The 20,557-nt window shown below is 66.8% G+C and carries 24 protein-coding genes; 12 read left to right on the plus strand and 12 right to left on the minus strand.

Features of this window, described 5'->3' with window-relative positions; all coding sequences use genetic code 11:
- Positions 1-2 precede the first annotated feature (2 nt).
- Positions 3-596, minus strand: a complete 594-nt coding sequence (petA, locus tag SM191_RS11135; RefSeq protein WP_341506259.1) for a ubiquinol-cytochrome c reductase iron-sulfur subunit — start codon at positions 594-596, stop codon at positions 3-5.
- A 324-nt stretch (positions 597-920) separates the two neighbouring features.
- Between petA and SM191_RS11140 the strand changes: the two genes are divergently transcribed.
- A complete protein-coding gene (locus SM191_RS11140; RefSeq protein ID WP_341506260.1) occupies positions 921-1,427 on the plus strand; it encodes a hypothetical protein in 507 nt (168 codons plus the stop codon).
- Between the two features lie 3 nt (positions 1,428-1,430).
- Here the strand turns inward: SM191_RS11140 and SM191_RS11145 are convergent, their stop codons facing one another.
- The 9 genes from SM191_RS11145 to radC all read right to left on the minus strand — a co-directional run bounded on the left by SM191_RS11145 (position 1,431) and on the right by radC (position 8,585).
- Positions 1,431-1,880 (minus strand): MaoC family dehydratase, encoded by a 450-nt coding sequence (locus SM191_RS11145; RefSeq protein ID WP_307002409.1) that lies wholly within the window; start codon positions 1,878-1,880, stop codon positions 1,431-1,433.
- A 12-nt stretch (positions 1,881-1,892) separates the two neighbouring features.
- Entirely contained in the window at positions 1,893-3,200 is a 1,308-nt protein-coding gene (locus tag SM191_RS11150; RefSeq protein WP_341506261.1) for an alkaline phosphatase family protein, read from the minus strand.
- A 353-nt stretch (positions 3,201-3,553) separates the two neighbouring features.
- Positions 3,554-3,946, minus strand: a complete 393-nt coding sequence (locus tag SM191_RS11155) for a BLUF domain-containing protein (RefSeq protein ID WP_341506262.1) — start codon at positions 3,944-3,946, stop codon at positions 3,554-3,556.
- A gap of 79 nt (positions 3,947-4,025) precedes the next feature.
- Positions 4,026-5,126: a redox-regulated ATPase YchF gene (ychF, locus tag SM191_RS11160; RefSeq protein WP_341506263.1), complete on the minus strand. Its 1,101-nt coding sequence runs from the start codon at positions 5,124-5,126 to the stop codon at positions 4,026-4,028.
- Positions 5,127-5,246: 120 nt separating this feature from the next.
- Positions 5,247-5,441: a hypothetical protein gene (locus SM191_RS11165; protein ID WP_307002402.1), complete on the minus strand. Its 195-nt coding sequence runs from the start codon at positions 5,439-5,441 to the stop codon at positions 5,247-5,249.
- A gap of 151 nt (positions 5,442-5,592) precedes the next feature.
- On the minus strand, positions 5,593-6,195 hold the full coding sequence (locus SM191_RS11170; protein ID WP_341506264.1) for a TIGR02466 family protein: 603 nt from the start codon (positions 6,193-6,195) through the stop codon (positions 5,593-5,595).
- On the minus strand, positions 6,192-6,767 hold the full coding sequence (pth, locus tag SM191_RS11175) for an aminoacyl-tRNA hydrolase (RefSeq protein ID WP_341506265.1): 576 nt from the start codon (positions 6,765-6,767) through the stop codon (positions 6,192-6,194). Before pth ends, SM191_RS11170 begins: the two co-directional genes overlap by 4 nt.
- Before the next feature lie 63 nt (positions 6,768-6,830).
- Positions 6,831-7,802, minus strand: a complete 972-nt coding sequence (locus SM191_RS11180) for a hypothetical protein (protein ID WP_341506266.1) — start codon at positions 7,800-7,802, stop codon at positions 6,831-6,833.
- Between the two features lie 81 nt (positions 7,803-7,883).
- Complete coding sequence (radC, locus tag SM191_RS11185; RefSeq protein ID WP_341506267.1) at positions 7,884-8,585, minus strand: RadC family protein; 702 nt, start codon at positions 8,583-8,585, stop codon at positions 7,884-7,886.
- A gap of 122 nt (positions 8,586-8,707) precedes the next feature.
- Here radC and SM191_RS11190 point away from each other — a divergent pair, with 122 nt between their 5' ends.
- The 10 genes from SM191_RS11190 (at position 8,708) to uvrC (ending at position 18,396) form a co-directional block, all read left to right on the plus strand.
- Positions 8,708-11,872: a YdbH domain-containing protein gene (locus SM191_RS11190; RefSeq protein WP_341506268.1), complete on the plus strand. Its 3,165-nt coding sequence runs from the start codon at positions 8,708-8,710 to the stop codon at positions 11,870-11,872.
- 29 nt (positions 11,873-11,901) lie between these two features.
- The gene (locus SM191_RS11195; protein WP_230481998.1) at positions 11,902-12,090 is read left to right on the plus strand and encodes a YnbE family lipoprotein; all 189 of its coding nucleotides are present in this window, start codon (positions 11,902-11,904) and stop codon (positions 12,088-12,090) included.
- 2 nt (positions 12,091-12,092) lie between these two features.
- Positions 12,093-12,473: a YdbL family protein gene (locus tag SM191_RS11200; RefSeq protein ID WP_341506270.1), complete on the plus strand. Its 381-nt coding sequence runs from the start codon at positions 12,093-12,095 to the stop codon at positions 12,471-12,473.
- Between the two features lie 360 nt (positions 12,474-12,833).
- A complete protein-coding gene (locus tag SM191_RS11205; protein WP_307003281.1) occupies positions 12,834-13,151 on the plus strand; it encodes an AtpZ/AtpI family protein in 318 nt (105 codons plus the stop codon).
- Positions 13,152-13,184: 33 nt separating this feature from the next.
- Positions 13,185-13,976 carry a F0F1 ATP synthase subunit A gene (locus SM191_RS11210; protein ID WP_307002387.1) on the plus strand — a complete coding sequence of 264 codons (792 nt, stop codon included), beginning with the start codon at positions 13,185-13,187 and terminating at the stop codon, positions 13,974-13,976.
- A gap of 81 nt (positions 13,977-14,057) precedes the next feature.
- Positions 14,058-14,288: a F0F1 ATP synthase subunit C gene (locus tag SM191_RS11215; protein ID WP_307002385.1), complete on the plus strand. Its 231-nt coding sequence runs from the start codon at positions 14,058-14,060 to the stop codon at positions 14,286-14,288.
- A 55-nt stretch (positions 14,289-14,343) separates the two neighbouring features.
- Positions 14,344-14,838, plus strand: coding sequence for a F0F1 ATP synthase subunit B family protein (locus SM191_RS11220; RefSeq protein ID WP_307002382.1), 495 nt, complete (start codon positions 14,344-14,346; stop codon positions 14,836-14,838).
- Positions 14,831-15,505: a F0F1 ATP synthase subunit B family protein gene (locus SM191_RS11225; RefSeq protein ID WP_341506271.1), complete on the plus strand. Its 675-nt coding sequence runs from the start codon at positions 14,831-14,833 to the stop codon at positions 15,503-15,505. The genes SM191_RS11220 and SM191_RS11225 overlap by 8 nt, the downstream gene beginning before the upstream one ends.
- A 365-nt stretch (positions 15,506-15,870) precedes the next feature.
- Positions 15,871-16,191: a DMT family transporter gene (locus SM191_RS11230; RefSeq protein ID WP_341506272.1), complete on the plus strand. Its 321-nt coding sequence runs from the start codon at positions 15,871-15,873 to the stop codon at positions 16,189-16,191.
- A 285-nt stretch (positions 16,192-16,476) separates the two neighbouring features.
- Positions 16,477-18,396: an excinuclease ABC subunit UvrC gene (uvrC, locus tag SM191_RS11235; RefSeq protein ID WP_341506273.1), complete on the plus strand. Its 1,920-nt coding sequence runs from the start codon at positions 16,477-16,479 to the stop codon at positions 18,394-18,396.
- A gap of 22 nt (positions 18,397-18,418) precedes the next feature.
- Here the strand turns inward: uvrC and SM191_RS11240 are convergent, their stop codons facing one another.
- Both SM191_RS11240 and SM191_RS11245 read right to left on the minus strand, forming a co-directional pair.
- Positions 18,419-19,249 (minus strand): 23S rRNA (adenine(2030)-N(6))-methyltransferase RlmJ, encoded by an 831-nt coding sequence (locus tag SM191_RS11240; RefSeq protein WP_341506274.1) that lies wholly within the window; start codon positions 19,247-19,249, stop codon positions 18,419-18,421.
- Between the two features lie 56 nt (positions 19,250-19,305).
- Positions 19,306-19,878 (minus strand): pseudouridine synthase, encoded by a 573-nt coding sequence (locus tag SM191_RS11245; protein WP_341506278.1) that lies wholly within the window; start codon positions 19,876-19,878, stop codon positions 19,306-19,308.
- Positions 19,879-19,972: 94 nt separating this feature from the next.
- Here SM191_RS11245 and recO point away from each other — a divergent pair.
- On the plus strand, positions 19,973-20,557 hold a 585-nt coding region (recO, locus tag SM191_RS11250; protein ID WP_341506275.1), incomplete at its 3' end, for a DNA repair protein RecO.

Genomic DNA, 20,557 nt, shown 5'->3' on the forward strand with positions numbered 1-20,557 from the left:
CCTTAAGCTGCCGCGCCGACCGTGACGGTCGTGTCGCTATCGAATTTATACTCGGGAACCAGCAGGTTCAGCGGCGCCGGGCCCTTGCGGATGCGCGCGGCGGTGTCATAGGCCGAGCCGTGGCAGGGGCAGAAATAGCCGCCATAGGGGCCCTTGTTCTCGCCCTCGCCCGCGCCCAGCGGCACGCAGCCGAGATGGGTGCAGACGCCCAGCGTGATCAGCCAGTTCTTCTTGCCCGGCTTGGTCCGCTCCTCCAGCGTCTGGGGATCGCGCAGGTCGGACAGCGGGACAGCGTCGGCTTCGGCGATTTCCTTGGGCGTCAGGTTGCGGACGAACAGCGGCTGCTTGCGGAAACTGGTCTTGATCGCCTGACCCGGCTCGATCTTGGACAGGTCGACCTCGGTGGTCGACTGGGCGAGCACGTCGGCGGAGGGGTTCATCTGGTTGATCAGCGGCAGGACGATCGCCAGCGCCCCGACGCCCGCGAAGGACATGGCGGCGACGTTGATGAAGTCGCGACGGCGGGGATCATGGACCTCTTCCTGGAATGGCTCCGGCGCCTCGCCGGGGGGTACGGTGTTCTCCGTCATCGCCATTCGTCCTGTCCCTCCACCTGGTTCGCGTCCGCGATCGATACGCCGTGGCGGTCGCGCCGGATTGTTCCGGTCCTGCGCCGCCCTCTCAACTCACCCGTCCATGATGAACGGTGCTTCAGGTTAGCCTTGCTTGACCGGCTTTGCCAATCCCCTTTGGGCCAATCCCCTTTGGCCCAATCCCCTTCTGCCCCGCTGTTCAGCGCCCATGCATCGCCATGGGTGCAGGAACCATGGCACGACGCGACGGGTTGACCGTCGATCGACGCGGATGACGGACCCCTGCCGCACCCGCATGGCGACAGGCCAGGGATATGGAGAGCGAGGATGGGCCTCGGCAAGACGGGTTGGGCCGCGTTGATGGCGGCCGGGTTGCTGGCACTGGGCGGCTGTGCCGATGGTTATGGCTATAGCGGCGTGTCGGTCGGATCGGGCTTCGGCGGTGGCTATGGCCCCGGCTATTATGGCGGCGGCTATGGTTATGCGCCGTCCTATTATGGCTGGTACAACGACTTTTATTATCCGGGCACCGGCATCTATGTCTATGACCGCTATCGTCGGCCCTATCGCTGGAACGATGGACAGCGGGCCTATTGGGAAGGGCGGCGCGGCGCGTGGCGCGGCGGCCCGATCCGGGATCAGTGGCGCGGCTGGGGCCGTGACGGATGGCGGGGCGACCGCTGGCGCGGGCAGGGCTGGCGGGGCAATGGTGCCGTCGCCCCCACGCCCGGCGTGCCGCGTGCGCAAGGGTGGCGCGGCAATCGCGGTACGCCCGGCGCCGGGCGTGGTGGACCTCGTCCGGGCGGCCCGCGTGGGCCTCGCGGACCGCGCTGAGGCTCAGGCGGCGGGCCGGGTTCGGATCATGACGGTGGGGCGGAAGCGCATGACCGCCACATCGTCCTGATTATAGACGGTCAGCAGGCTGATGACGAAGCCCATGTCCGGTCGACTGGCCGAACGGCGAGTCTCCAGCACTTCCGTCTCGCAGCGTAGCGTATCGCCGGGATAGACGGGCTTGAGCCAACGCAATTCGTCGATGCCGGGCGACCCCAGGCTCTGAAAGCCGGTGTCCCGGTAATGCGCGACGATCATCGCCATCGTCATCGACGCGGTGTGCCAGCCGCTGGCCGACAGCCGTCCGAAATGGGTGGCCGCCGCCGCTTCGTCGGACAGATGGAAAGGCTGGGGATCATAGCGCGCGGCGAAGGCGATCACCTCGTCACGATCGACAGGGCAGGCGCCGAACCGCGCCACGTCGCCCACCGCTATATCCTCCAGCCAGATCATCGCCGTCCTCCCTTATCGCTGCCAAACGCGTCGGAAGGGCGCATCGGTCCCATCCAGGCCGCGGCCGGGCGGCAGGCCGATCAGATCGCGGAGCAGGGGTGCCACATCGACATTGTCGAACGGGGCCAGCTTTGTGTCCGGGCGGAAGGCCGGGCCCTGCGCGATAAACAACGCGGTCATGCTGGGATCGGCATTGTCATAACCATGTGTGCCCCCGGAAAAGGGCTTTTCCGCCGGTTTGGCGTCGATCAGCCAGCCAGCGTCGGCCAGGCAGAAATAGGGCGCGATGCGCGGGTTGCGGCCATAGCGGAAGCGGGCGGGAATCTCGCTCCTCCGCCAGCAATCCATATGATCGTGATGCCCCAGCAGGCGCGCCTCCAGCGCGGCCTCGTGACCGGACACCGCGCGGATCATCGCGAAGGGGCCGTCTTCGGACATTTCGTAATCGGCCGGGTTTACCATCTGGTCGAGCGCGATGACCCGTTCGCTGGAGATGGCGGCCATGCCATGATCGGAGACGATCACCAGATTGGCGGTCTGGCCCAGTTCGGCCAGGCCCGATAGCAATGCGTCGATCGCCTGGTCGACATGGCCGATCGCGCCGTTCACCTCCGCCGAATCCGGGCCGCCGTCATGACCGGCGATATCCACCTCGTCGAAATAGAGCGTCAGGAAGCGCGGGCGGGTCGTAGCGGGGCGTCGCAGCCAGTCGATGACCGTATCGACTCGCTGGCGGTCCGAGATGTTCGCGTTGAACTGCAACCAGTCATGCGGACGCACCCCGCCGGTGACGGCATGGTGCCCGCCCGGCTGGAGCGTGCCGCCCCAGGCGACATTGGAGCCCGGCCACAGTACCGTGGCGGTGGGAATGCCCGCCCGCTCGGCGGTGACCCAGACCGGTTCGGCCTCGTCCCACCAATAGGGCTGGTCGGAGGCCATGGTGAAGCGCTCGCCCGGATGTGCTGGGTCGGTGAAGCTGTTGGCGACGATGCCGTGCCGGTCGGGCACCACGCCGGTCACCAGAGTCCAATGATTGGGAAAGGTCTTGGACGGAAAGGACGGTCGCATCGCGGCGCTCACGCCCTCCGCCGCCAGCCGCGATAAATGGGGGGACAGGCCGCGCTTCAGATAATCGGCGCGAAACCCGTCGATCGACACCAGGATCGTCACCGGCGCGCGGGCTTCGGCGGGGGCGGTAGCGGAAGCGACGGATGCGGCTGGGGAAGTGTTGGCGACCGGCGGCAGCGACGGCGGGCTGTAGGGATAGGCGCAACCGGCCAGCAGGGTCAGCGCGAGAGCGGCGAGGGGGAGTCGGGTCACGGTGAGGATCGTCCTTTCGGTCCCACCCGATAACGTGATCTTGTTACACTGGCGAGCACTGGGTCCAGTCCTATCGACATTCAGCAAGTTATGAACTCAAGCCAACGCCAACCATCTTTGCGCGCAGAGGCGCGGAGGACGCAGAGGAATCCTGTTCGCACCACAGCACGGCCCCGCATCGTCCGATGGTAAAGACGGACTGTGATCGCCGCGGGCACACCCTCTCTGCGTTCTCCGCGCCTCCGCGCGAACACATTCTCCGCAGCTTCGCGCGAAAATGAATGTCGATTGAGCTTGGACGTGACCAGAATCGGCATGGAACCCCGCAACGCCAGGTTTCCGGCGATGTGCCGTCAGGTTACGGGAAAGAAACGACGAATCTCGTCCTCGCTGTTGCGCAGGAGCAGGCGGAGCCGTGCCTCCGCGTCGCTGGGCCGGTCGCCGGGGAGGCCCGCCATCGCCCATTCGCCAAACGCGGGCGCATCGATCATCCGGTCGTCCAGAATGGCGATGTCGGTGTGGCGCGGATCGCGGGCGATTCGCTCGAACGCCTCCGCGATGCTGTCGGCCGGTCCTTCGATCAACTGGCGATACTGGCCCTCGCCGATCCACAACAGGCCCGAGATACCGTCCATGCCGTTGTTGCGACGCGACGTCGCCAGAATCGCCTGATGATCGGCGCGCACATCGTCGCCGACCGGGCGGCTGCTATAGACGATGCGACGATACGGGCTAACATGGATCATGATAGGGGCGGAACGGGCCGATCGCGTCATGCAAAGCGGGAATGCGCCAGCCGGTCGAAGCCGACCGGCGCATTATGGATCACACGTTGAAGCGGAACAGCATCACGTCGCCGTCCTGCACGACATATTCCTTGCCCTCGGCGCGCAGCTTGCCCGCATCGCGCGCGCCCGCTTCGCCCTTGAACGCGATATAGTCGTCAAAGGCGATGGTTTCGGCCCGGATGAAGCCGCGTTCGAAATCGCTATGGATTTCGCCGGCCGCGTTGGGGGCCTTGGCGCCACGATGGACGGTCCAGGCGCGCGCTTCCTTCGGCCCGACGGTGAAGAAGGTGAGCAGGTCGAGCAGCGCGTAACCGGCGCGGATCACGCGGGCGAGGCCGGTTTCGGACAGGCCCAACTCGGACAGGAATTCGCCGCGATCCTCGACCGGCATGGTCGCGATCTCGGCCTCGATCGCCGCCGACACGACGACCGCCTGCGCGCCCTCGGCAGTCGCCTTCTCGAACACGCGTGCCGAGTTGGCGTTGCCGTTTGCGGCGTTCGATTCCTCGACATTGCAGACATAGAGGACCGGCTTGGCGGTCAGCAGTTGCGCCTGCGCAAAGACGCGGGCTTCCTCCTCGTCCTTCGGCTTGGTCAGGCGGGCGGGCTTGCCCTCGCGCAGCAGGTCGAGCGTCTGGCCAAGCACCGAGGCGGCGATCTTGGCTTCCTTGTCGCCCTGCTGACCCTTTTTGATGAAGGCGGGGACGCGCTTTTCCAGGCTTTCCAGGTCGGAGAGCATCAGCTCGGTCTCGACCGTCTCGGCGTCCGCAATAGGATCGACCTTGCCCTCGACGTGAGTCACGTCGCCATCCTCGAAGCAGCGCAGGACATGGACGATCGCGTCCACCTCACGGATATTGCCCAGGAACTGGTTGCCCAGCCCTTCGCCCTTGGACGCGCCGCGCACCAAGCCCGCGATGTCGACGAAGGCCAACTGCGTCTCGATGATCTTGGCCGAGCCGGCGACCTCGGCCAGCTTGTACAGGCGCGGGTCGGGGACCGCGACGTTGCCGACATTCGGCTCGATCGTGCAGAACGGATAATTGGCGGCCTGCGCCGCCGCCGTTTCGGTCAGCGCGTTGAAGAGGGTGGACTTGCCGACATTCGGCAGGCCGACGATGCCGCAGCGGAAACCCATGCGTCGCTTATCCTACAGGAAGGGGAAAGCGCCCCTCTAGCGATGATGGGGATATTTCTCAACCGATGGCGGGCAGGGCGCTAATCCCCACCTTCGCTCAGGCCGAACGGGGCGGGGTGTTCAGGCGATCCCGACCATCATCGCGGCGGCATAGGCGAGGAGCATCATACCCAGCGCGCCCGAAAAGCCCATCAGCACCAGTCCCATATAATAGAGCATCGGCGGATGGGCCCGCTTCGCTTTCTTGTTCCGCCCAAGACCCGACAGGACGAAACTCGCCAGCATGCCAAAGGTGAAGACACAAAATTCGAGCATGGGGCGTAACGTCCGGTCCTGGGGCTGCGATCGGCAATCCCCTAACCGATACAGGTTAACCGCACGATATCACCGCGACGGAACGCCCCGATTCATCGCCGAAATGATGGAACTTTTCGGCTCGTCGCCGGTCCGCGGCGCGTCGTCGTTCCTATCGATAGTTGAAGCTGACGCTGATCCGTTCGCCCTTGGCGCCATTGGGTACAACCTCGTGCCGCAGCCAGCTTTCCCACAGCAACACGGTGCCCGGTTCCGGCGTCGCGGTGGCGAAGGTGGTCAGGTCGTCGGGCGCGTCGGGGCGACGGGGCGGGGCGGCCATCAGCATCGGCAGGCGCGGGTCCTCCAGTTTCAGCGCGCCCGAGCCCCTGGGCATGGCGACGTAGAGCGTGCCCGACACCACCGAATGCGGATGGATATGCGCCGAATGATGCCCGCCCGGCTTCAGGACATTGACCCACAGGCTGTCGAGCTTCAGCCTGCGCCCGCCCAGGTCGAACGCGCATTCCTCGGCGAAGCGCGCGACATGGCGGTCCAGCTTCTTGCGCAGGTCGGCGAACACCGGATCGCGGATCGGCAGGTCGTTCAGCGAAGCATAGCTGGTATAGCCGCGATAGCCATGCTCCTTCGACCAGCGCCGCCCGGCGCGATCGTCCTCGGCCAGCGCCCAGCAGCTTTGCTCGATCTCCTCCAGCAGATCGGCATCGTCCAACTGCCCCTCATAGAGCAGCGAGGCGAAGAGACGCCGCACGCTCATGCCGCATCCCCCAGCCGCAGCGCGATGTCGTTGACGAAGCGTACGTCATCACCTTCGGCCAGCCAGTGCGCCTCCGCCGCCACCGCGCCGAGCAGGTCGGACAGCGGCTCGATCTCCGCCTTGGCGTAATTGCCCAGCACATGGCCGGTCACCCGGTCCTTATGCCCCGGATGGCCGATGCCCAGCCGCACGCGGCGGAAATCGGGCCCCAGATGCTGGTCGATCGAGCGCAGGCCGTTATGCCCCGCCGTGCCGCCGCCGGTCTTCACCTTGACGCGGAAGGGCGCGATGTCGAGTTCGTCGTGGAAGACGGTCAACGCCTCGACCCCCAGCTTGTAGAAGCGCAGCGCCTCGCCGACACTGCGGCCGCTTTCGTTCATGAAGGTGGCGGGCTTGAGCAGCAGGATCTTCTGCCCGCCGATCCGCCCTTCCTGGGTCCAGCCCTGGAACTGCTTCTTCACGGGGCCGAAATCATGCACCTCGGCGATCGCGTCCATCGCCATGAAGCCGACATTGTGGCGGTGCATCGCATATTGCGCGCCCGGATTGCCCAGTCCGGTCCAGACCTGCATGTGATATTCCTCTTCGCGTCTTTGGCCATGGCCCCTAGCATCGGGGAGGCGGGACGCACAGGGTCAGGCGGTCAGCCGATCGATCGCGCGTGCCGTCATCCGGCGATAGGTCTCGTCGGAATAACGATGCGTGCCGACGAAATGGACCAGCCGCTCGTCGCCCGAGAGGGGGGCGAGCCAATAGTTGCAATAGTGCGCATAGGGCAGAAGCCGCGCGCCCGGTTCGTTGGCTAGCAGGAAGTTGGAGGTCACCTGTTCGCTGCCCCAGCGCCACCAGATATCCTTGCCGACCAGCCGGGCCGCCTCCGTGGAGAAGCGTGTCGCCTCCGCGCGTCCGCTCGGTCCCCCGCGCGCAAAGCCTGCAAAGCCCGAACAGCCGCGTATATAGGCGTGACGCCCGGCATCGGCATGACCGGCGAAGCGCGATTCGACCAGGGTCTGCATATGCACGGGCCCGGCTACCGGGCCTTGCGGATAGCGCCGGGCGACAAAGTCGGGCAGGGTCTGGATACCCTTTTCCTCGGCATCCGGATCGCCCAGCAAGATGAAGCTGGCATTGGCGGCGATCGCGGCCCGCACCTCGGCCATGTCGCCCAATGTCACCGTGTCCGAATCCAGCTGGACGACATAATGATGCGCGCGAAGGTCGAGGACCGTCAGCAGCCTTTCCCAGGTGCCTCCTTTCGGACAGGTGCCGGTATCGACATCGGCCAGCCGCAGCATGGCCGGCGATCCGCAATGATGGGACAGGATGCGCTTGTCCGCCTCGGTCAGGCTGCCGTCGTCGAGGATGACGATCCGGCCCATCCTAAGATGATGGTGAAAGGACTTCACCGCGACCAGATAGGGCAGCAGCGTTACGGTGCCGATCATCGAAAAGATGACCACGCCATCATCCTTGGGGGCGATCGGCGGCGTCGCCAGAATGGGGGCCGCGTCGCGCAGATGCCGCTTCATCCGCCGCGACCGCGCCAGCCGATCGACCGCGCGAAAGGCGAGGTCGAAGCCCGGCAGATGACGGATCGTGTCGATCATGGTCGCCCTGATGAGCCAGCCGGACCGACCCGGCAAGTCACGATCCGTATGGGCGGAGAACCGATTCGGGACCGGCGGGATTTAGATCAGGCCCTGGGCGCGCAGGCTGACATGGCCCGAGGTGCCGATGATCAGATGGTCGTGCACCGTGATCCCCAGGTTGCGCCCCGCCTCCGCGATGGCGCGGGTCACGTCGATATCGGCGCGGCTGGGCGAGGGGTCTCCGCTGGGGTGGTTGTGGACCAGGATCAACGCCGCCGACCCGCATTCCAGCGCGCGACGGATGACCTCGCGGATATAGACCGGGGCCTGATCGATCGAGCCTTCGCCCATCAGTTCGTCGCGGATCAGCATGTTGCGGGTGTTGAGGTGAAGCACCCGGAACCGCTCCACGCCATGATGCGCCATATCGGCATGGAGATAGTCGAGCAGCGCCTGCCAGTTGGACAGGATCGGTCGCCGCGCCGCATCCGCCTGGACGAGTCGCAGCGCGCAGGCATGGGCGATCTTCAACGTCGCCGCCGCCGTCTCGCCCACCCCCTCGACCCGTTGCAGCGCGATCGGATCGGCGGTCAGCACCCCGCCGATATCGTGGAATTCGCGCAGCAGCGCCTTGGCGATCGGCTTGGTATCGCGGCGGGGAATGGCGGTGGTCAGCATATATTCGAGCAGTTCATGATCGAGCAATCCGCCGCCCGCCAACAATCGCTCGCGCAGTCGTGCACGATGCCCGGCATGGTCGCCTTCGCGACTCGGACCCTGATCCCGCCCCTGATCGCCCATGTCATTCCCCCTGTCGGGACTGCATAGGGCGGGCGAGGGGAACTGTCGCCGGGCTTCATGCGATTGCGTGCGGCGCGACCATGTGGCTATGACATAGGTCAGGTGGAAGGAGTGGCATCGGGGTGGAGGGCGCGAACGAGGAGGTCGGACCGCGCATCGGCCCGACGCGACGCTTCCGTCGCCTGCAACATATCCTGATCGCCATCGCGCTCATCCTGTTGGTCGCGCTGATCGCCCTGTGGATCGCGCGCAAGTCGCTGGCCGGGGATGCGATCGACCGCGCCTTGGCCGAGCGCGGCGTGCCCGCCCGCTACAAGATCGCCGATCTGGGGCTCGGTCGGCAGAGGCTGACCGATGTGGTGATCGGCGACCCGGCTCATCCCGATCTGGTCGCCGACTGGCTGGAGACGCGGACGCGCATCGGCCTGTCGGGGCCGGTGGTGACGGGGGTGCGCGCCGGGCGGGTGCGGTTGCGCGGGCGGCTGGTCGACGGGCGGATCACGCTGGGCACGCTCGACCGGTTGATGGGGCCGCCCTCGGGCAAGCCCTTCGCACTACCCGCGCTCGACGTGGTGGTCCAGGATGGCGGGATCAGGCTGGACACGCCGCAGGGGCTGATCGGGCTCAGCCTGTCGGGACAAGGCGTGTTGAGCGACGGTTTCTCCGGGCGGCTGGGCGCGGTCGCGCCGCGTCTGACCTTGGGCAATTGCGTCGCGAGCGGGCTGGCCGCGCCGCTGCGGGTGCGGATCGTGCGCGAACGGCCGACGCTGACCGGGCCGGTCAGGCTGGCCGGGCTGGAATGCGGCGCGGTGACGGCACGCCGCCTCGCGGCACGGGTCGATGTCACCCTCGCCGCCGCGCTGGACCGCTGGCAGGGGCGGGCGACGCTGAGCAGCGCGGCGATCCGCCATCCCGCGCTGGCCGCCACCTCGGTCGACGGGACGATCGATTTCGCCGGAGATGCGGCGGCGACCGGCGGGCGGCTGGCGATGACCGCGCGGGGGCTGGCGGCACGGGCCGGTCGGGCGGAGCGCGGCGTCGTCGAGGGGCGCTATCTGGTCGGTCGCGCGATGCGCTTCGACGGGCGGCTGCGACTCGGCGGCGCGCAAATCGACCCCGCCCTGCTCGCCCGGACCCGAAGTTGGAGCGCTGCGACCGCCGCCACCCCGGTCGGGCCGGTGGTGCGCGCGATGCTGAACGCGGCGGCGCGGAGCGGACGCCGCTTCGCCGCCGATATGCGGCTGGCGCTCGACCGGCAAAGCGGGCCGCGCGCGGCGGGCCTGTCGGTGCGCATACCCAGCCTCGCGCTGGCCTCTGACAGTGGCGGGCGTATCGCCTTTCGCGGCGAGACGGGCCTTGTCTATGACGCGACCGGACTGCGGGTCGATACGACGCTGGCGACCGGGGGCGGGGGACTTCCCGCGATCCGCGCGACGCTGCGCCAGGCGGCACCGGGCGCGCCGATTCTCGGCACGGCGGCATTGGCCCGTTACGAGGCGGACGGCGCGGCGCTGGCCTTCGACCGGATGCAGTTCCGTGCCGCCGCCCATGGCGAGACGGCGGTCACCACGCGGATGGCGCTGTCCGGGCCGATCAGCGGCGGACGGATCGACGGGCTGGTCCTGCCGATCGCGGCGCGCTGGGACGGCGGGCGGAATATTCGGATCAATCCCGATTGCCAGCCGCTGGCCATCGACCGGCTGGCCCTGTCGGGCGTGCGGCTGGACCGGGTGACGACACGGCTTTGTCCGCTCGATGGCGCGCTGGTACGGCTCGACGGCACCCGTCTGGGCGGCGGGGCCCGGCTCGGCCCGACGCGGGTGGTGGGTCGGATCGGCAGCAGCCCGCTGACCGTCGCGGCGGCGACCACCCGCTTCGCGCTGGCCGACCGTTCCTTCGCGCTGACCGGTGTGGAAAGCCGTATCGGCCGCCCCGAATCGCCGACGCGGATCGACGCGGCGAACCTGACCGGGCGGATCACGCCGGAGGGGATTGCGGGCTGGTTCGACGGCGGCGCGGGGCAGATCGGGCAGATTCCGCTGCTGCTCCAACAGGCGGCGGGCGATTGGCGGCTCGCGGGCGGCACGCTGTCGCTGAACGGCGATTTGCAGGTGCGCGACGCCCGCGCCGAATCGCCCCGCTTCCTGCCCATGGCGGCGCGCGGCGTCGCGCTGACCCTGGCGGGCAACCGGATCGACGCGACCGGACAGTTGTTCGAGCCGACCAAAGCGGTGAAGGTCGCCGATATCACGATCCGCCACGCGCTCGACCGGTCGGAGGGTATGGCCGATCTGGCGGTGCCGGGCATAACCTTCACCAAGGAATTCCAGCCGGAGCTGCTGACCCCGGTGACCAAGGGCGTGATCGAGGATGTCCGGGGCAAGATCACAGGCCAGGGCCGGATCGACTGGGACGGCAACGGCGTCCGCTCGACCGGACAGTTCGGGACCGACGGGATCGACCTCGCCGCCGCGCTGGGCCCGGTCAGCGGGATCGCGGGCACGATCCGCTTTACCGACCTGCTCGCGCTGGAAAGCGCCCCCGGCCAGGTCGCGACGGTCAAGACGATCAATCCCGGTATCCAGGTGACGAACGGCGTCGTCCGCTATCAGACGCTGTCGGGCGCAAGGGTGAGGGTGGAGAGCGGGCGCTGGCCCTTTGCGGGCGGTACGCTGACCCTCGACCCGACGCTGCTCGACTTCTCGCAGCCGGTCGAACGGCGCATGACCTTCCATGTCGAGGGGGCCGCCGCCGACCAGTTCCTGCTCCAGTTCGACTTCCAGAATCTGAACGCCACCGGCGTCTTCGACGGCACTTTGCCGATGATCTTCGACGAGCGCGGCGGGCGGATCGAGGGCGGGCGGCTGGTGGTCCGGCCCGGCGGCGGCAGCATCGCCTATCTGGGGGAGATCAGCCAGAAGGACCTCGGCCTGTGGGGCAATCTGGCCTTCGGAGCGCTACGTTCGCTCAATTATCGCAGCTTGCGCATCGACATGAACGGCCCGCTGGCGGGCGAGATGGTGACCGATGTCCGCTTCGCCGGGATAAGCCAGGGCAAGGGGGCGAAGACCAATTTCCTGATCCGGCGGCTCCAGCGGCTGCCCTTCGTCTTCAACGTGCGGATCAAGGCGCCTTTCCGCGGGCTGCTCGATTCGGCCCAGTCCTTCTACGACCCGCGCCGGCTGATCCAGCGCAACCTGCCCGCGCTGCTCGAGGAGCAGAACAAGCGCGCCGCGCCGCCCGCCAATCCGCCTATTCAGCCTTCCGCAAGCGAGACCGTGCCATGAGCGTAACAGGATTGAAAATGCTGGACAGGATGCCGATCTTGGGTGGAGCACGATGGATGCCGGTCGCGCTTTTGGCGATGAGCGGGGGATGCGTGAACATCTCCGCGCCCGACAAGCCGATCGAGATCAATCTGAACATCAATGTGACGCAGGAAGTGGTATATCGCCTGGATGGCGAGGCCAAATCGCTGATCCAGCAGAATCCGGGGATATTCTGATCATGAAGACGAAGACGGTGATCCTGGCGCTCGGGGCGGTTGCGCTGTTGGGTGTGTCGGGCATGGCGATGGCCCAGCGCGATCCGGCCTATGCGGCGGCGCGCGCGGCGGGGCAGGTCGGCGAGCAGCCCGACGGTTATCTGGGCATCGTCGGCGCCGCGACTCCCGAGCTGCGCACGCTGGTCAACAGCATCAATATCCAGCGCAAGGCCGCCTATACCCAGAAGGCACAGGCGAGCGGCGCGACGGTGGAGCAGATGGCCTTCACCAGCGGCTGCAACCTGATCGCGCAGACGGCGAGCGGCGAGAAATACAAGACGCCCGAAGGGGTGTGGAAAACGCGCACGAGCGCGCCACCGGAACGCGCCCCGGCCTGCGTATAAAGCGCTTCTTCCTCCCCTCCCGCAGGCGGGAGGGTCTGGGGGAGGGGACTCGGGTAGCGTTCGGGCCAGCGGTGTGAGGAGCGGGCCGGATTCCGTGCGACCAAAAAGCGGCATCGCTCGCCGACAGCGCCAGCCCTCCCCCGACCCCTCCCGCCTGCGGGAGGGGAGAAGAAGAGGGAAAGGTAGGATGGCCCCCCTCGTCGCTCCCCGGACACAATCCTTAACACATCTGTCACAACCTCACCCCCAAGCGGTTGACTTGGGGAGACACGCTTTCTAAACGGGCCTCGCCTTGGCGGGGTCGCTCGCCGTTCGCGCGCATTCTCCCCTTCGGTGACGAAAACAGGTGAGGGTGGCTGCGTGGCGGAGAAAGAGCCCGGACAGGACTTTGGCGATGCGGACGATCCGCGTCTGGCCGCGCTGGATCAGCGATTGGCCAAGGCGAGAGCGGACGAAACATCGCGGCAGGGGGTGAAGGTGGACGCCGACAGGGGTTATTCCCAGGGCAACCGCGTCATCTCCGCGCTGATCGGAAGTCTTGTCGGCAGTGCGTTGATCGGCTGGCTCTTCGACCGCTGGTTCGGCACCGCGCCCTGGGCCCTGATCGTGATGCTGTTCCTGGGGATCGGCGTGGCGTTCAGGCAGATCATTCGGATTTCTGGTGAGCGCCCGGAGTAACCGGGCGTTCGTCATATGTGGGAACGAAGCAGCGTGGCGGCAGAATCGGGCGGCAAGATTGATCCGATGCACCAGTTCCTGATCGAGCCGGTGCTCGGTCAGCACTGGGTGGTCGGCGGCTACGACCTTTCCTTCACCAATTCCGCTTTGTGGATGGTGGCGACCCTGGTCGCTTTGTGGGTGTTCATGATCGGCGGCATGAAGCGCGATCTGGTCCCCGGTCGCTGGCAGGCGGCCGTCGAGGGCTTCACCGGTTTCGTCAATTCGATGCTGACGTCGAATATCGGGCCGGAGGGCAAGCGTTTCCTGCCTTACGTCTTCTCGCTGTTCATGTTCATCCTGTTTGCGAACGTCCTGGGCCTGCTGCCCTTCGGCGTGGTGCCGGGTGTCCATCCCTTCACCGTGACCAGCCATGTGACCGTCACGGGCGTGCTCGCGCTGATCTCGTTCGCGATCGTGCTGATCGTCGGCTTCGGTCGCCACGGCTTCCACTTCTTCGCGCTGTTCGTACCGCACGGCACGCCGCCGCTCATGATCCCGCTGATCTTCGTGGTCGAGCTGATGAGCTTCCTGGTGCGCCCCTTCTCGCTGGGTCTGCGACTGTTCGTCGCGATGACCGCGGGGCACATCCTGCTGAAGGTTCTCGCCGCCTTCGTCATCAACGGCATCAATATGGGCCCCGGCTATGCCGCGCTCGTCACGCTGCCGAGCTTCCTGCTGATGATCGGCATCACCCTTCTCGAACTGCTGGTCGCCGCGATCCAGGCCTATGTCTTCGCGCTGCTGACCTCGGTCTATCTGAACGACGCGGTCAACCTGCACTGATCCGGCACGGCCGGACCGGGCGGGCGGACGCGCCGCCGACTTGAATACCCAAACGACCCTTTTTGAACTGGAGTGATTGAAATGGACGCAGAAGCTGCACGGATGATCGGCGCTGGCCTGGCCGCGATCGGCATGGGCATCGCCTCGCTCGGCGTGGGCAACGTGTTCGCCAAGTTCCTCGAAGGCGCGCTGCGCAATCCGGGTGCGGCGGACAGCCAGCAGGGCCGCCTCTTCATCGGTTTCGCCGGTGCCGAGCTTCTGGGCCTGCTCGCCTTCGTGACGATGATCATCCTGGTGTTCGTCGCCCAATAATTCTGATCGACCGGGCGGTCGGCGATCGCCCGGTTGATATGGCAACGAGGACTCCATGCCCCAGATAGCACAGATCAGTGCGACCTATGCGTCGCAGATCTTCTGGCTCCTGATCACCTTCGGCCTACTCTATTTCGTGGTCGGTCGTGGGATGGTGCCCAAGATTCAGGCGACCGTCGACGCTCGCGAAGCCCGTATCGCCGGCGATCTGGCGGCGGCGGAGGCCGCGCGTGCCGAGGCCGACCGGGTCGAGGCGGCATGGCGGGCCGAGATGGACGCCGCGCGCGTGGCCGCGATGGCCGAAACCAACGCCGCCAAGGCACGCGCCACCCACGCTTTCGAGGCGCAGGTGAAGGCGGCCGATGCCGACCTGGCCGAGCGTCTGGGTCATCACGACCTGGCGATCGCCAATGCCAAGGCCGAGGCGATGGCCAATCTTCAGTCCGTGGCGGCAGACGCCGCGCGCGATCTCGTCGCCAAGCTGTCCGGCGTCCAGGTGGGCGAGGATGCGGCGGCCGACGCGGTGCGAAAGGTGAGCGCGCATGGCTAATCATTCCGCAAACGGCGTACTGACCAATGGCGATGCGCTGGTGGCGCAGAACCTCGCCGATGCCGCATCGGCCGAGGGCATGACGCAAAAGCCGATCCGCGAGGGCGACGGCCTGGCTGGGGGCCTGACCGGCAACACGGTCGCGCCCGCCGAAGCCGAGCATCACGCCGCCAGCCCGACCGCGCTGGGTTTCGATTCGACCGGCTGGGTGGCGCTGGCCGCTCTGGTCGTGCTGATCGGGATGCTGGTGAAGAAGGTTCCGGCGATGATCGGTCGTTCGCTCGACCAGAAGATCGCCGGTATCCGCGCCCAGCTCGACGAAGCGACCAAGCTGCGTCAGGAAGCCGAGACGCTGAAGGCCGAATATGAGGCCAAGGCGAAGGCCGCGCACGCCGATGCCGAGGCGATGCGTGTCCAGGCGCAGCACGAGGCGGGGCAGTTGCTCAGCAAGGCCAAGGCCGATGCCGAGGCGCTGATGGAGCGTCGCGCCAAGATGGCCGAGGACAAGATCGCCGCCGCCGAGCGCACCGCGCTGGCCGAGGTTCGCGCTCGCGCCGCTGAGGCCGCCGCCAAGGCCGCCGGTCTGCTGATCGCCGAGAATTACTCGGCGGATGCGGATCGGGCGATGATCGACCGGACGATTTCGGGGCTCGGTCGCCCGAACTGATCGGCTCCAGGGCCGGGAACTGGACCGCGCTTCGGGTTGACCCGAGGCGCGGTTCGGTCGTTTCTGGCGCCGGTCCCTGACTTCCGTTCAGGCTGAGCGAAGTCGAAGCCCAGAGGAATCCCTCTCCCCACGCGTGGATAGGACAAGGCGTGGGCCTCGACTTCGCTCAGCCTGAACGGAGGTTGGGCTATCCTATTCCTCCCCAAGCTCGCTTGGGGAGGGGGACCGCCGGGCGAAGCCCGGTGGTGGAGGGGCAAAACCCCAACCTTGTGGCCTGCCCGTCCAAGGCAGGCCCGCATCGCCGCCTCTTCCGGGTTTCCGGCGACGATGCCCATTCCCGAGCCCGTGACAAAGGAGACTCTCCGATGGCATGGGTCATTCTGGGCATTGCCGTGATCACCGAGATTTGCTGGGCGCTCAGCCTGAAATGGGCGGCGACGCTGGCCACCTGGCAGGCGTCGAGCGTGCCGATCATCCTCAGCTTCGTGAATATGGGCCTGCTGGCGCTCGCCATGCGCGGGCTTCCGGCGGGCACGGCCTATGCGGTGTGGACCGGGCTGGGCGCGATCGGCGTGGTGATCGGCGGGGCGATCGTGTTCGGCGACAAGATCGCGCCGATCCAGGCGGGCTTCATGGTGCTGACCGTGATCGGCGTGATGGGGACAAAGCTTTTCGCGCAAGGCTGAGCCGCCCCGTCTTTTTGTTCGCGCGAAGCCGCGAAGACGCGAAGAAAGTTGTTCGCGCAGAGGCGCACAGAGAGGGCGGAGGAGCTTCCGCCATTTTCCTTCCGTCGCCCCAGCGCAGGCTGGGGCCTTTCACGACAAGATCCCAGCCTTCGCGGAGATGACCGTTGAGAATTCTGCTCCGCGCCTCCGCGCGAACAAAAAAGCTTCGCGTCCTCGCGTCTTCGCGCGAACCAATCATACGCGCCGGACTGGCGGTCCGACCGCCGCGCCCCTAAATCGGGGCCAATGTCCGAGCCTCCCGTCGACCGCTTCAACGAAGAAAAATCCACCTTCACCTTACGCGGTGCCGACGCGCCGGATCTAAAGGCGGGGGTGGCCGCGATCCGCAACGTGCTGGCAACGCTGCCGTTGCGGCCGGGCGTCTACCGGATGCAGGATGCGCGCGGCGACGTGCTCTATGTCGGCAAGGCGCGCGCGCTGAAGAACCGCGTCGCCAATTACACCCAGGTCGACCGGCTCCCCAAGCGCCTGCAACGCATGGTGTCGCAGACCCGGTCGATGACCATCGTCACGACGAATAACGAGGCGGAGGCGCTGCTGCTCGAGGCGCAACTTATCAAGCGCTATCGCCCCGCCTTCAACGTACTGTTGCGCGACGACAAGAGCTTCCCCTTCATCCTGCTGCGCAACGACCATGATTTCCCGCGCATCCAGAAACATCGCGGCGCACGCCGGGCGGTCGGCAATTATTACGGCCCCTTCGCCAGCGCGGGCAGCGTCAACAACACACTGAACGCGCTGCAAAAGCTGTTCCTGCTCCGCTCCTGCACCGACAGTTTCTTCAAGGGGCGCGACCGGCCGTGCCTGCTCTACCAGATCAAGCGCTGCTCCGCGCCCTGTGTCGGCCGGATCGACGAAGCCGCCTATGCCGAACTGGTCGCCGATGCGAAGAACTTCCTCGGCGGCAAATCGACCCAGGTCCAGGCCAAGCTCGGCAAGCAGATGCAGAATGCGGCGGAGGCGATGGACTTCGAACTCGCCGCGATCCTGCGCGACCGGCTGAAGGCGCTGACCTTCATCCAGGGGACGCAGGCGATCAATGCGGAGGGCGTGGGCGACGCTGATATCTTCGCGTTGGCGTGCCGCGAAGGGGTGATGGGCATCCAGGCCTTCTTCATCCGCGGCGGCCAGAATTGGGGGCATCGCAGCTTCTTCCCCGCCCACACCACCGACGTACCCGAGGAAGAGGTGCTGACCAGCTTCCTCAGCCAATTTTACGAGGAAGTGCCGCCCGCCAAGACGATCCTGCTCGACCGCGAACTGCCCGAGGGCGCGCTGTTGACCGAGGCCTTGGGCGAGCGCGCCGGGTATAAGGTGCAACTCAACGTGCCCCAGCGCGGCGACCGCCGCCGCCTGCTCGACCAGGCGAAGCGCAACGCCGTCGAGGCGCTCGACCGGCGGCTGGCCGAGTCGACGACCCAGGCCAGGCTACTGCGCGAGGTGGCCGATTTCTTCGACCTGTCCGAACCGCCGCAGCGGATCGAGGTCTACGACAACAGCCATATCCAGGGCACCAACGCGCTGGGCGCGATGGTCGTGGCGGGGCCGGAGGGGTTCCAGAAGGGCCAGTATCGCAAGTTCAACATCAAGGGGAACGAGGCCGCGACCAACGACGATTTCGGCATGATGCGCGAAGTCTTCCGCCGCCGCTTCGCCCGCCAGCTGGAGGAGAACCCCGACCGCGACGACGCGACCTGGCCCGACCTGGTGCTGATCGACGGCGGGCGCGGGCAATTGAACGCGGCCAAGGCGGTGCTGGAGGATCTGGGCATCGAGGATGTCTGCCTGGTCGGTGTCGCCAAGGGCCCGCATCATGGCCGCGAGGGGCGTGAGGTCTTTCACATGATGGACGGCAGCGAACGAATGCTGCCGGTCAACGCGCCGCTGTTGTTCTACCTCCAGCGGCTACGCGACGAGGTCCACCGCTTCGTCATCGGCGCGCACCGCGACAAGCGCGCCAAGGCGATGGGTGCCAGCCCGCTGGACGAAGTGCCGGGCATCGGCCCGGCGCGGAAGAAGGCGCTGCTGATGCATTTCGGCACGGGGCGGGCGGTGCGCAACGCCAGTCTGGAGGATTTGCGGAAGGCACCGGGGGTTAGCCAGGCCGTCGCACAGCAGGTGTACGACTTCTATCATAGCCGGTGAGGGGGCGTGCCTCGGCTCCTCTTCAGTCGTTCAACCAATCCGCAGTGATCTCGCCGCTATGCCCCTCCGGCGCCAGTGCGGCGCGGAGGGCTTCCAGCAAAGGCGGCAATCCTTGCATGAAGGCATAGGGCGGATTGACGATGAAAAGGCCCGCGCCGTTATAAATGCCGGGCTGATCGGCGTCATATAACCAATGCTCGACGACCAGGAATTTCGGGATACCGAGCTTGCGCAGCTCATATTTCCACCGCTGATGCGTGGCGCGGTCTTTCAGCGGATACCAGATGACCGTCACGCCATGTGCCCATTTGCGATGCGCCGCGGCGAGAGTGGCCGTGATGCGTTCGCGTTCGTCGGTCTGCTCATAGGGCGGATCGACCACCACCACGCCGCGCGGCGTACGGGTCGGAAGCATGGCCAGCCAAAGTTCATAGGCATCGCGCTCATGTACGGCGGCAGGGGTACCGCGCATCGCGCCGCGCAGGGCACGGGCGTCCTCGGGATGTTTTTCGTTGACGATCAGCAGATCCTGCTCCCGCAGAAGCTGCACCAGGAACCTTGGCGAGCCGGGGTAGACGCGGGGCTCCGCCTCGACATTCACCGCCCGGACGGCGGCGCGATAGTCGTCCAGCAAGGAGTTCGAGTCGGCAAAGGCCCGGACCACGCCCTGTGCGGCTTCGCCGGTGCGTTGCGCCTGCTCACCGCCCAGGTCGTAGAGCCCGCAACCGGCATGGGTGTCGATCAGCGTCAGCGCGCCCGGTTTTTGCTGCAAGGCCCGGACCAGCGCGATCAACAGGCTGTGTTTCACGACATCGGCGCTGTTGCCGGCATGGAAGGAATGGCGATAATTCATGGATGTGCGGAACCCTGCCGATATGTCTTTGAAGGCGTTATGGGGCGACGAAGCCGCTATCTGGCGCCGGGAGCCTTGCCCGGGCTGGAAATCTCCTGGAACTGGCCCGGCACGATCCCGGCGACGGACCAGTCGCCGATCGACCAGCGGACCAGCCTCAGGGTCGGCAAGCCGACGGCCGCCGTCATGCGGCGCACCTGTCGATTGCGTCCTTCGCGAATGGTGAGCTTCAGCCAGCTGTCGGGAATGGATTTGCGCTGGCGGATCGGTGGATCGCGCAGCCACAGGTCGGGCGCGTCGATACGCGTGACGTCGGCGGGCAGGGTCATGCCATCGTTGAGCCGTACGCCCCGCCGCAAGCGCTCCAGTTCCGGCTCCTGCGGATCGCCTTCCACCTGCACGAGATAGGTCTTGGGCATTTTGAAGCGGGGATCGGCGATCCGCGCCTGTAGCCGTCCGTCATCGCAGAGCAGCAGCAGGCCCTCACTGTCCCGATCGAGCCGCCCGGCGGGATAGACGCCCTTCACATGGATGAAGTCCGACAAGGTCGACCGAACCGTCGGAGATCCGCGGTCGGTGAATTGCGATAAGACCCCGAAGGGTTTATTGAACAGGAGCAGCCGGGCCATGCCGCGCTCATAACGTTCGGCGGCGGCCATGTCTTCCGGCGCATATCGTCGCCATCCATGGCATCCCGTCCCAATCCCCTCTACATCCTGCCCCATGCACCGGGTCGCCCCCGCCATCATCCTGTCGGTCCGGCCGCATGGCGAGCATGGGGCGATCGTGCGGGCTTTGACCCGCGAGGATGGGGTGCAGCCGGGCTATGTCCGGGGCGGGCGGTCGCGGGCGCTTCGGCCGGTGCTGCAACCGGGGAACGGGATCATCGGTGAGTGGCGGGCGCGGACGCCTGAGCAACTCGCCGCGCTGACCGTCGAGCCGGGGCATAGCCGGGCGGGGTTGCATAGCGAGCCGCTGGCCGCTGCCGGGATCGAGTGGCTGTGCGCGCTGACGGCCGCAGCGCTGCCCGAGGAACAGCCTTATCCCGTGCTGTACGACGCGCTCGACGCCGTGCTGACCGCGATCGAATCGGCCCCCTCCGCGCGCGGCTGGGCGGGGGCGCTTGTGCGCTACGAACTGCTGTTGCTGGGGCAATTGGGGTTCGGGCTGGATCTGGAGCGCTGCACCGTGAGCGGGGGGGGCGACGACCTCGCCTATGTCAGTCCGAAGAGCGGGGCGGCGGTGTCGGTGGGGGCGGCCTTCGGCTATGAGGCGCGGCTCTTTCCGCTGCCGTCCTTCCTGCGGGAG

The organism is Sphingomonas sp. 2378 (genome assembly GCF_038084995.1).
Classification (GTDB): Bacteria; Pseudomonadota; Alphaproteobacteria; order Sphingomonadales; family Sphingomonadaceae; genus Sphingomonas.

Coding starts and splice junctions, on each gene's coding strand:
- petA (WP_341506259.1), bottom strand. CDS start 596: ATGGCGATGACGGAGAACACCGTACCCCCCGGCGAGGCGCCGGAGCCA.
- SM191_RS11140 (WP_341506260.1), top strand. CDS start 921: ATGGGCCTCGGCAAGACGGGTTGGGCCGCGTTGATGGCGGCCGGGTTG.
- SM191_RS11145 (WP_307002409.1), bottom strand. CDS start 1,880: ATGATCTGGCTGGAGGATATAGCGGTGGGCGACGTGGCGCGGTTCGGC.
- SM191_RS11155 (WP_341506262.1), bottom strand. CDS start 3,946: ATGATCCATGTTAGCCCGTATCGTCGCATCGTCTATAGCAGCCGCCCG.
- ychF (WP_341506263.1), bottom strand. CDS start 5,126: ATGGGTTTCCGCTGCGGCATCGTCGGCCTGCCGAATGTCGGCAAGTCC.
- SM191_RS11165 (WP_307002402.1), bottom strand. CDS start 5,441: ATGCTCGAATTTTGTGTCTTCACCTTTGGCATGCTGGCGAGTTTCGTC.
- SM191_RS11170 (WP_341506264.1), bottom strand. CDS start 6,195: ATGAGCGTGCGGCGTCTCTTCGCCTCGCTGCTCTATGAGGGGCAGTTG.
- pth (WP_341506265.1), bottom strand. CDS start 6,767: ATGCAGGTCTGGACCGGACTGGGCAATCCGGGCGCGCAATATGCGATG.
- SM191_RS11180 (WP_341506266.1), bottom strand. CDS start 7,802: ATGATCGACACGATCCGTCATCTGCCGGGCTTCGACCTCGCCTTTCGC.
- radC (WP_341506267.1), bottom strand. CDS start 8,585: ATGGGCGATCAGGGGCGGGATCAGGGTCCGAGTCGCGAAGGCGACCAT.
- SM191_RS11195 (WP_230481998.1), top strand. CDS start 11,902: ATGCCGATCTTGGGTGGAGCACGATGGATGCCGGTCGCGCTTTTGGCG.
- SM191_RS11200 (WP_341506270.1), top strand. CDS start 12,093: ATGAAGACGAAGACGGTGATCCTGGCGCTCGGGGCGGTTGCGCTGTTG.
- SM191_RS11215 (WP_307002385.1), top strand. CDS start 14,058: ATGGACGCAGAAGCTGCACGGATGATCGGCGCTGGCCTGGCCGCGATC.
- SM191_RS11220 (WP_307002382.1), top strand. CDS start 14,344: ATGCCCCAGATAGCACAGATCAGTGCGACCTATGCGTCGCAGATCTTC.
- SM191_RS11225 (WP_341506271.1), top strand. CDS start 14,831: ATGGCTAATCATTCCGCAAACGGCGTACTGACCAATGGCGATGCGCTG.
- SM191_RS11230 (WP_341506272.1), top strand. CDS start 15,871: ATGGCATGGGTCATTCTGGGCATTGCCGTGATCACCGAGATTTGCTGG.
- uvrC (WP_341506273.1), top strand. CDS start 16,477: ATGTCCGAGCCTCCCGTCGACCGCTTCAACGAAGAAAAATCCACCTTC.
- SM191_RS11240 (WP_341506274.1), bottom strand. CDS start 19,249: ATGAATTATCGCCATTCCTTCCATGCCGGCAACAGCGCCGATGTCGTG.
- SM191_RS11245 (WP_341506278.1), bottom strand. CDS start 19,878: ATGGCCCGGCTGCTCCTGTTCAATAAACCCTTCGGGGTCTTATCGCAA.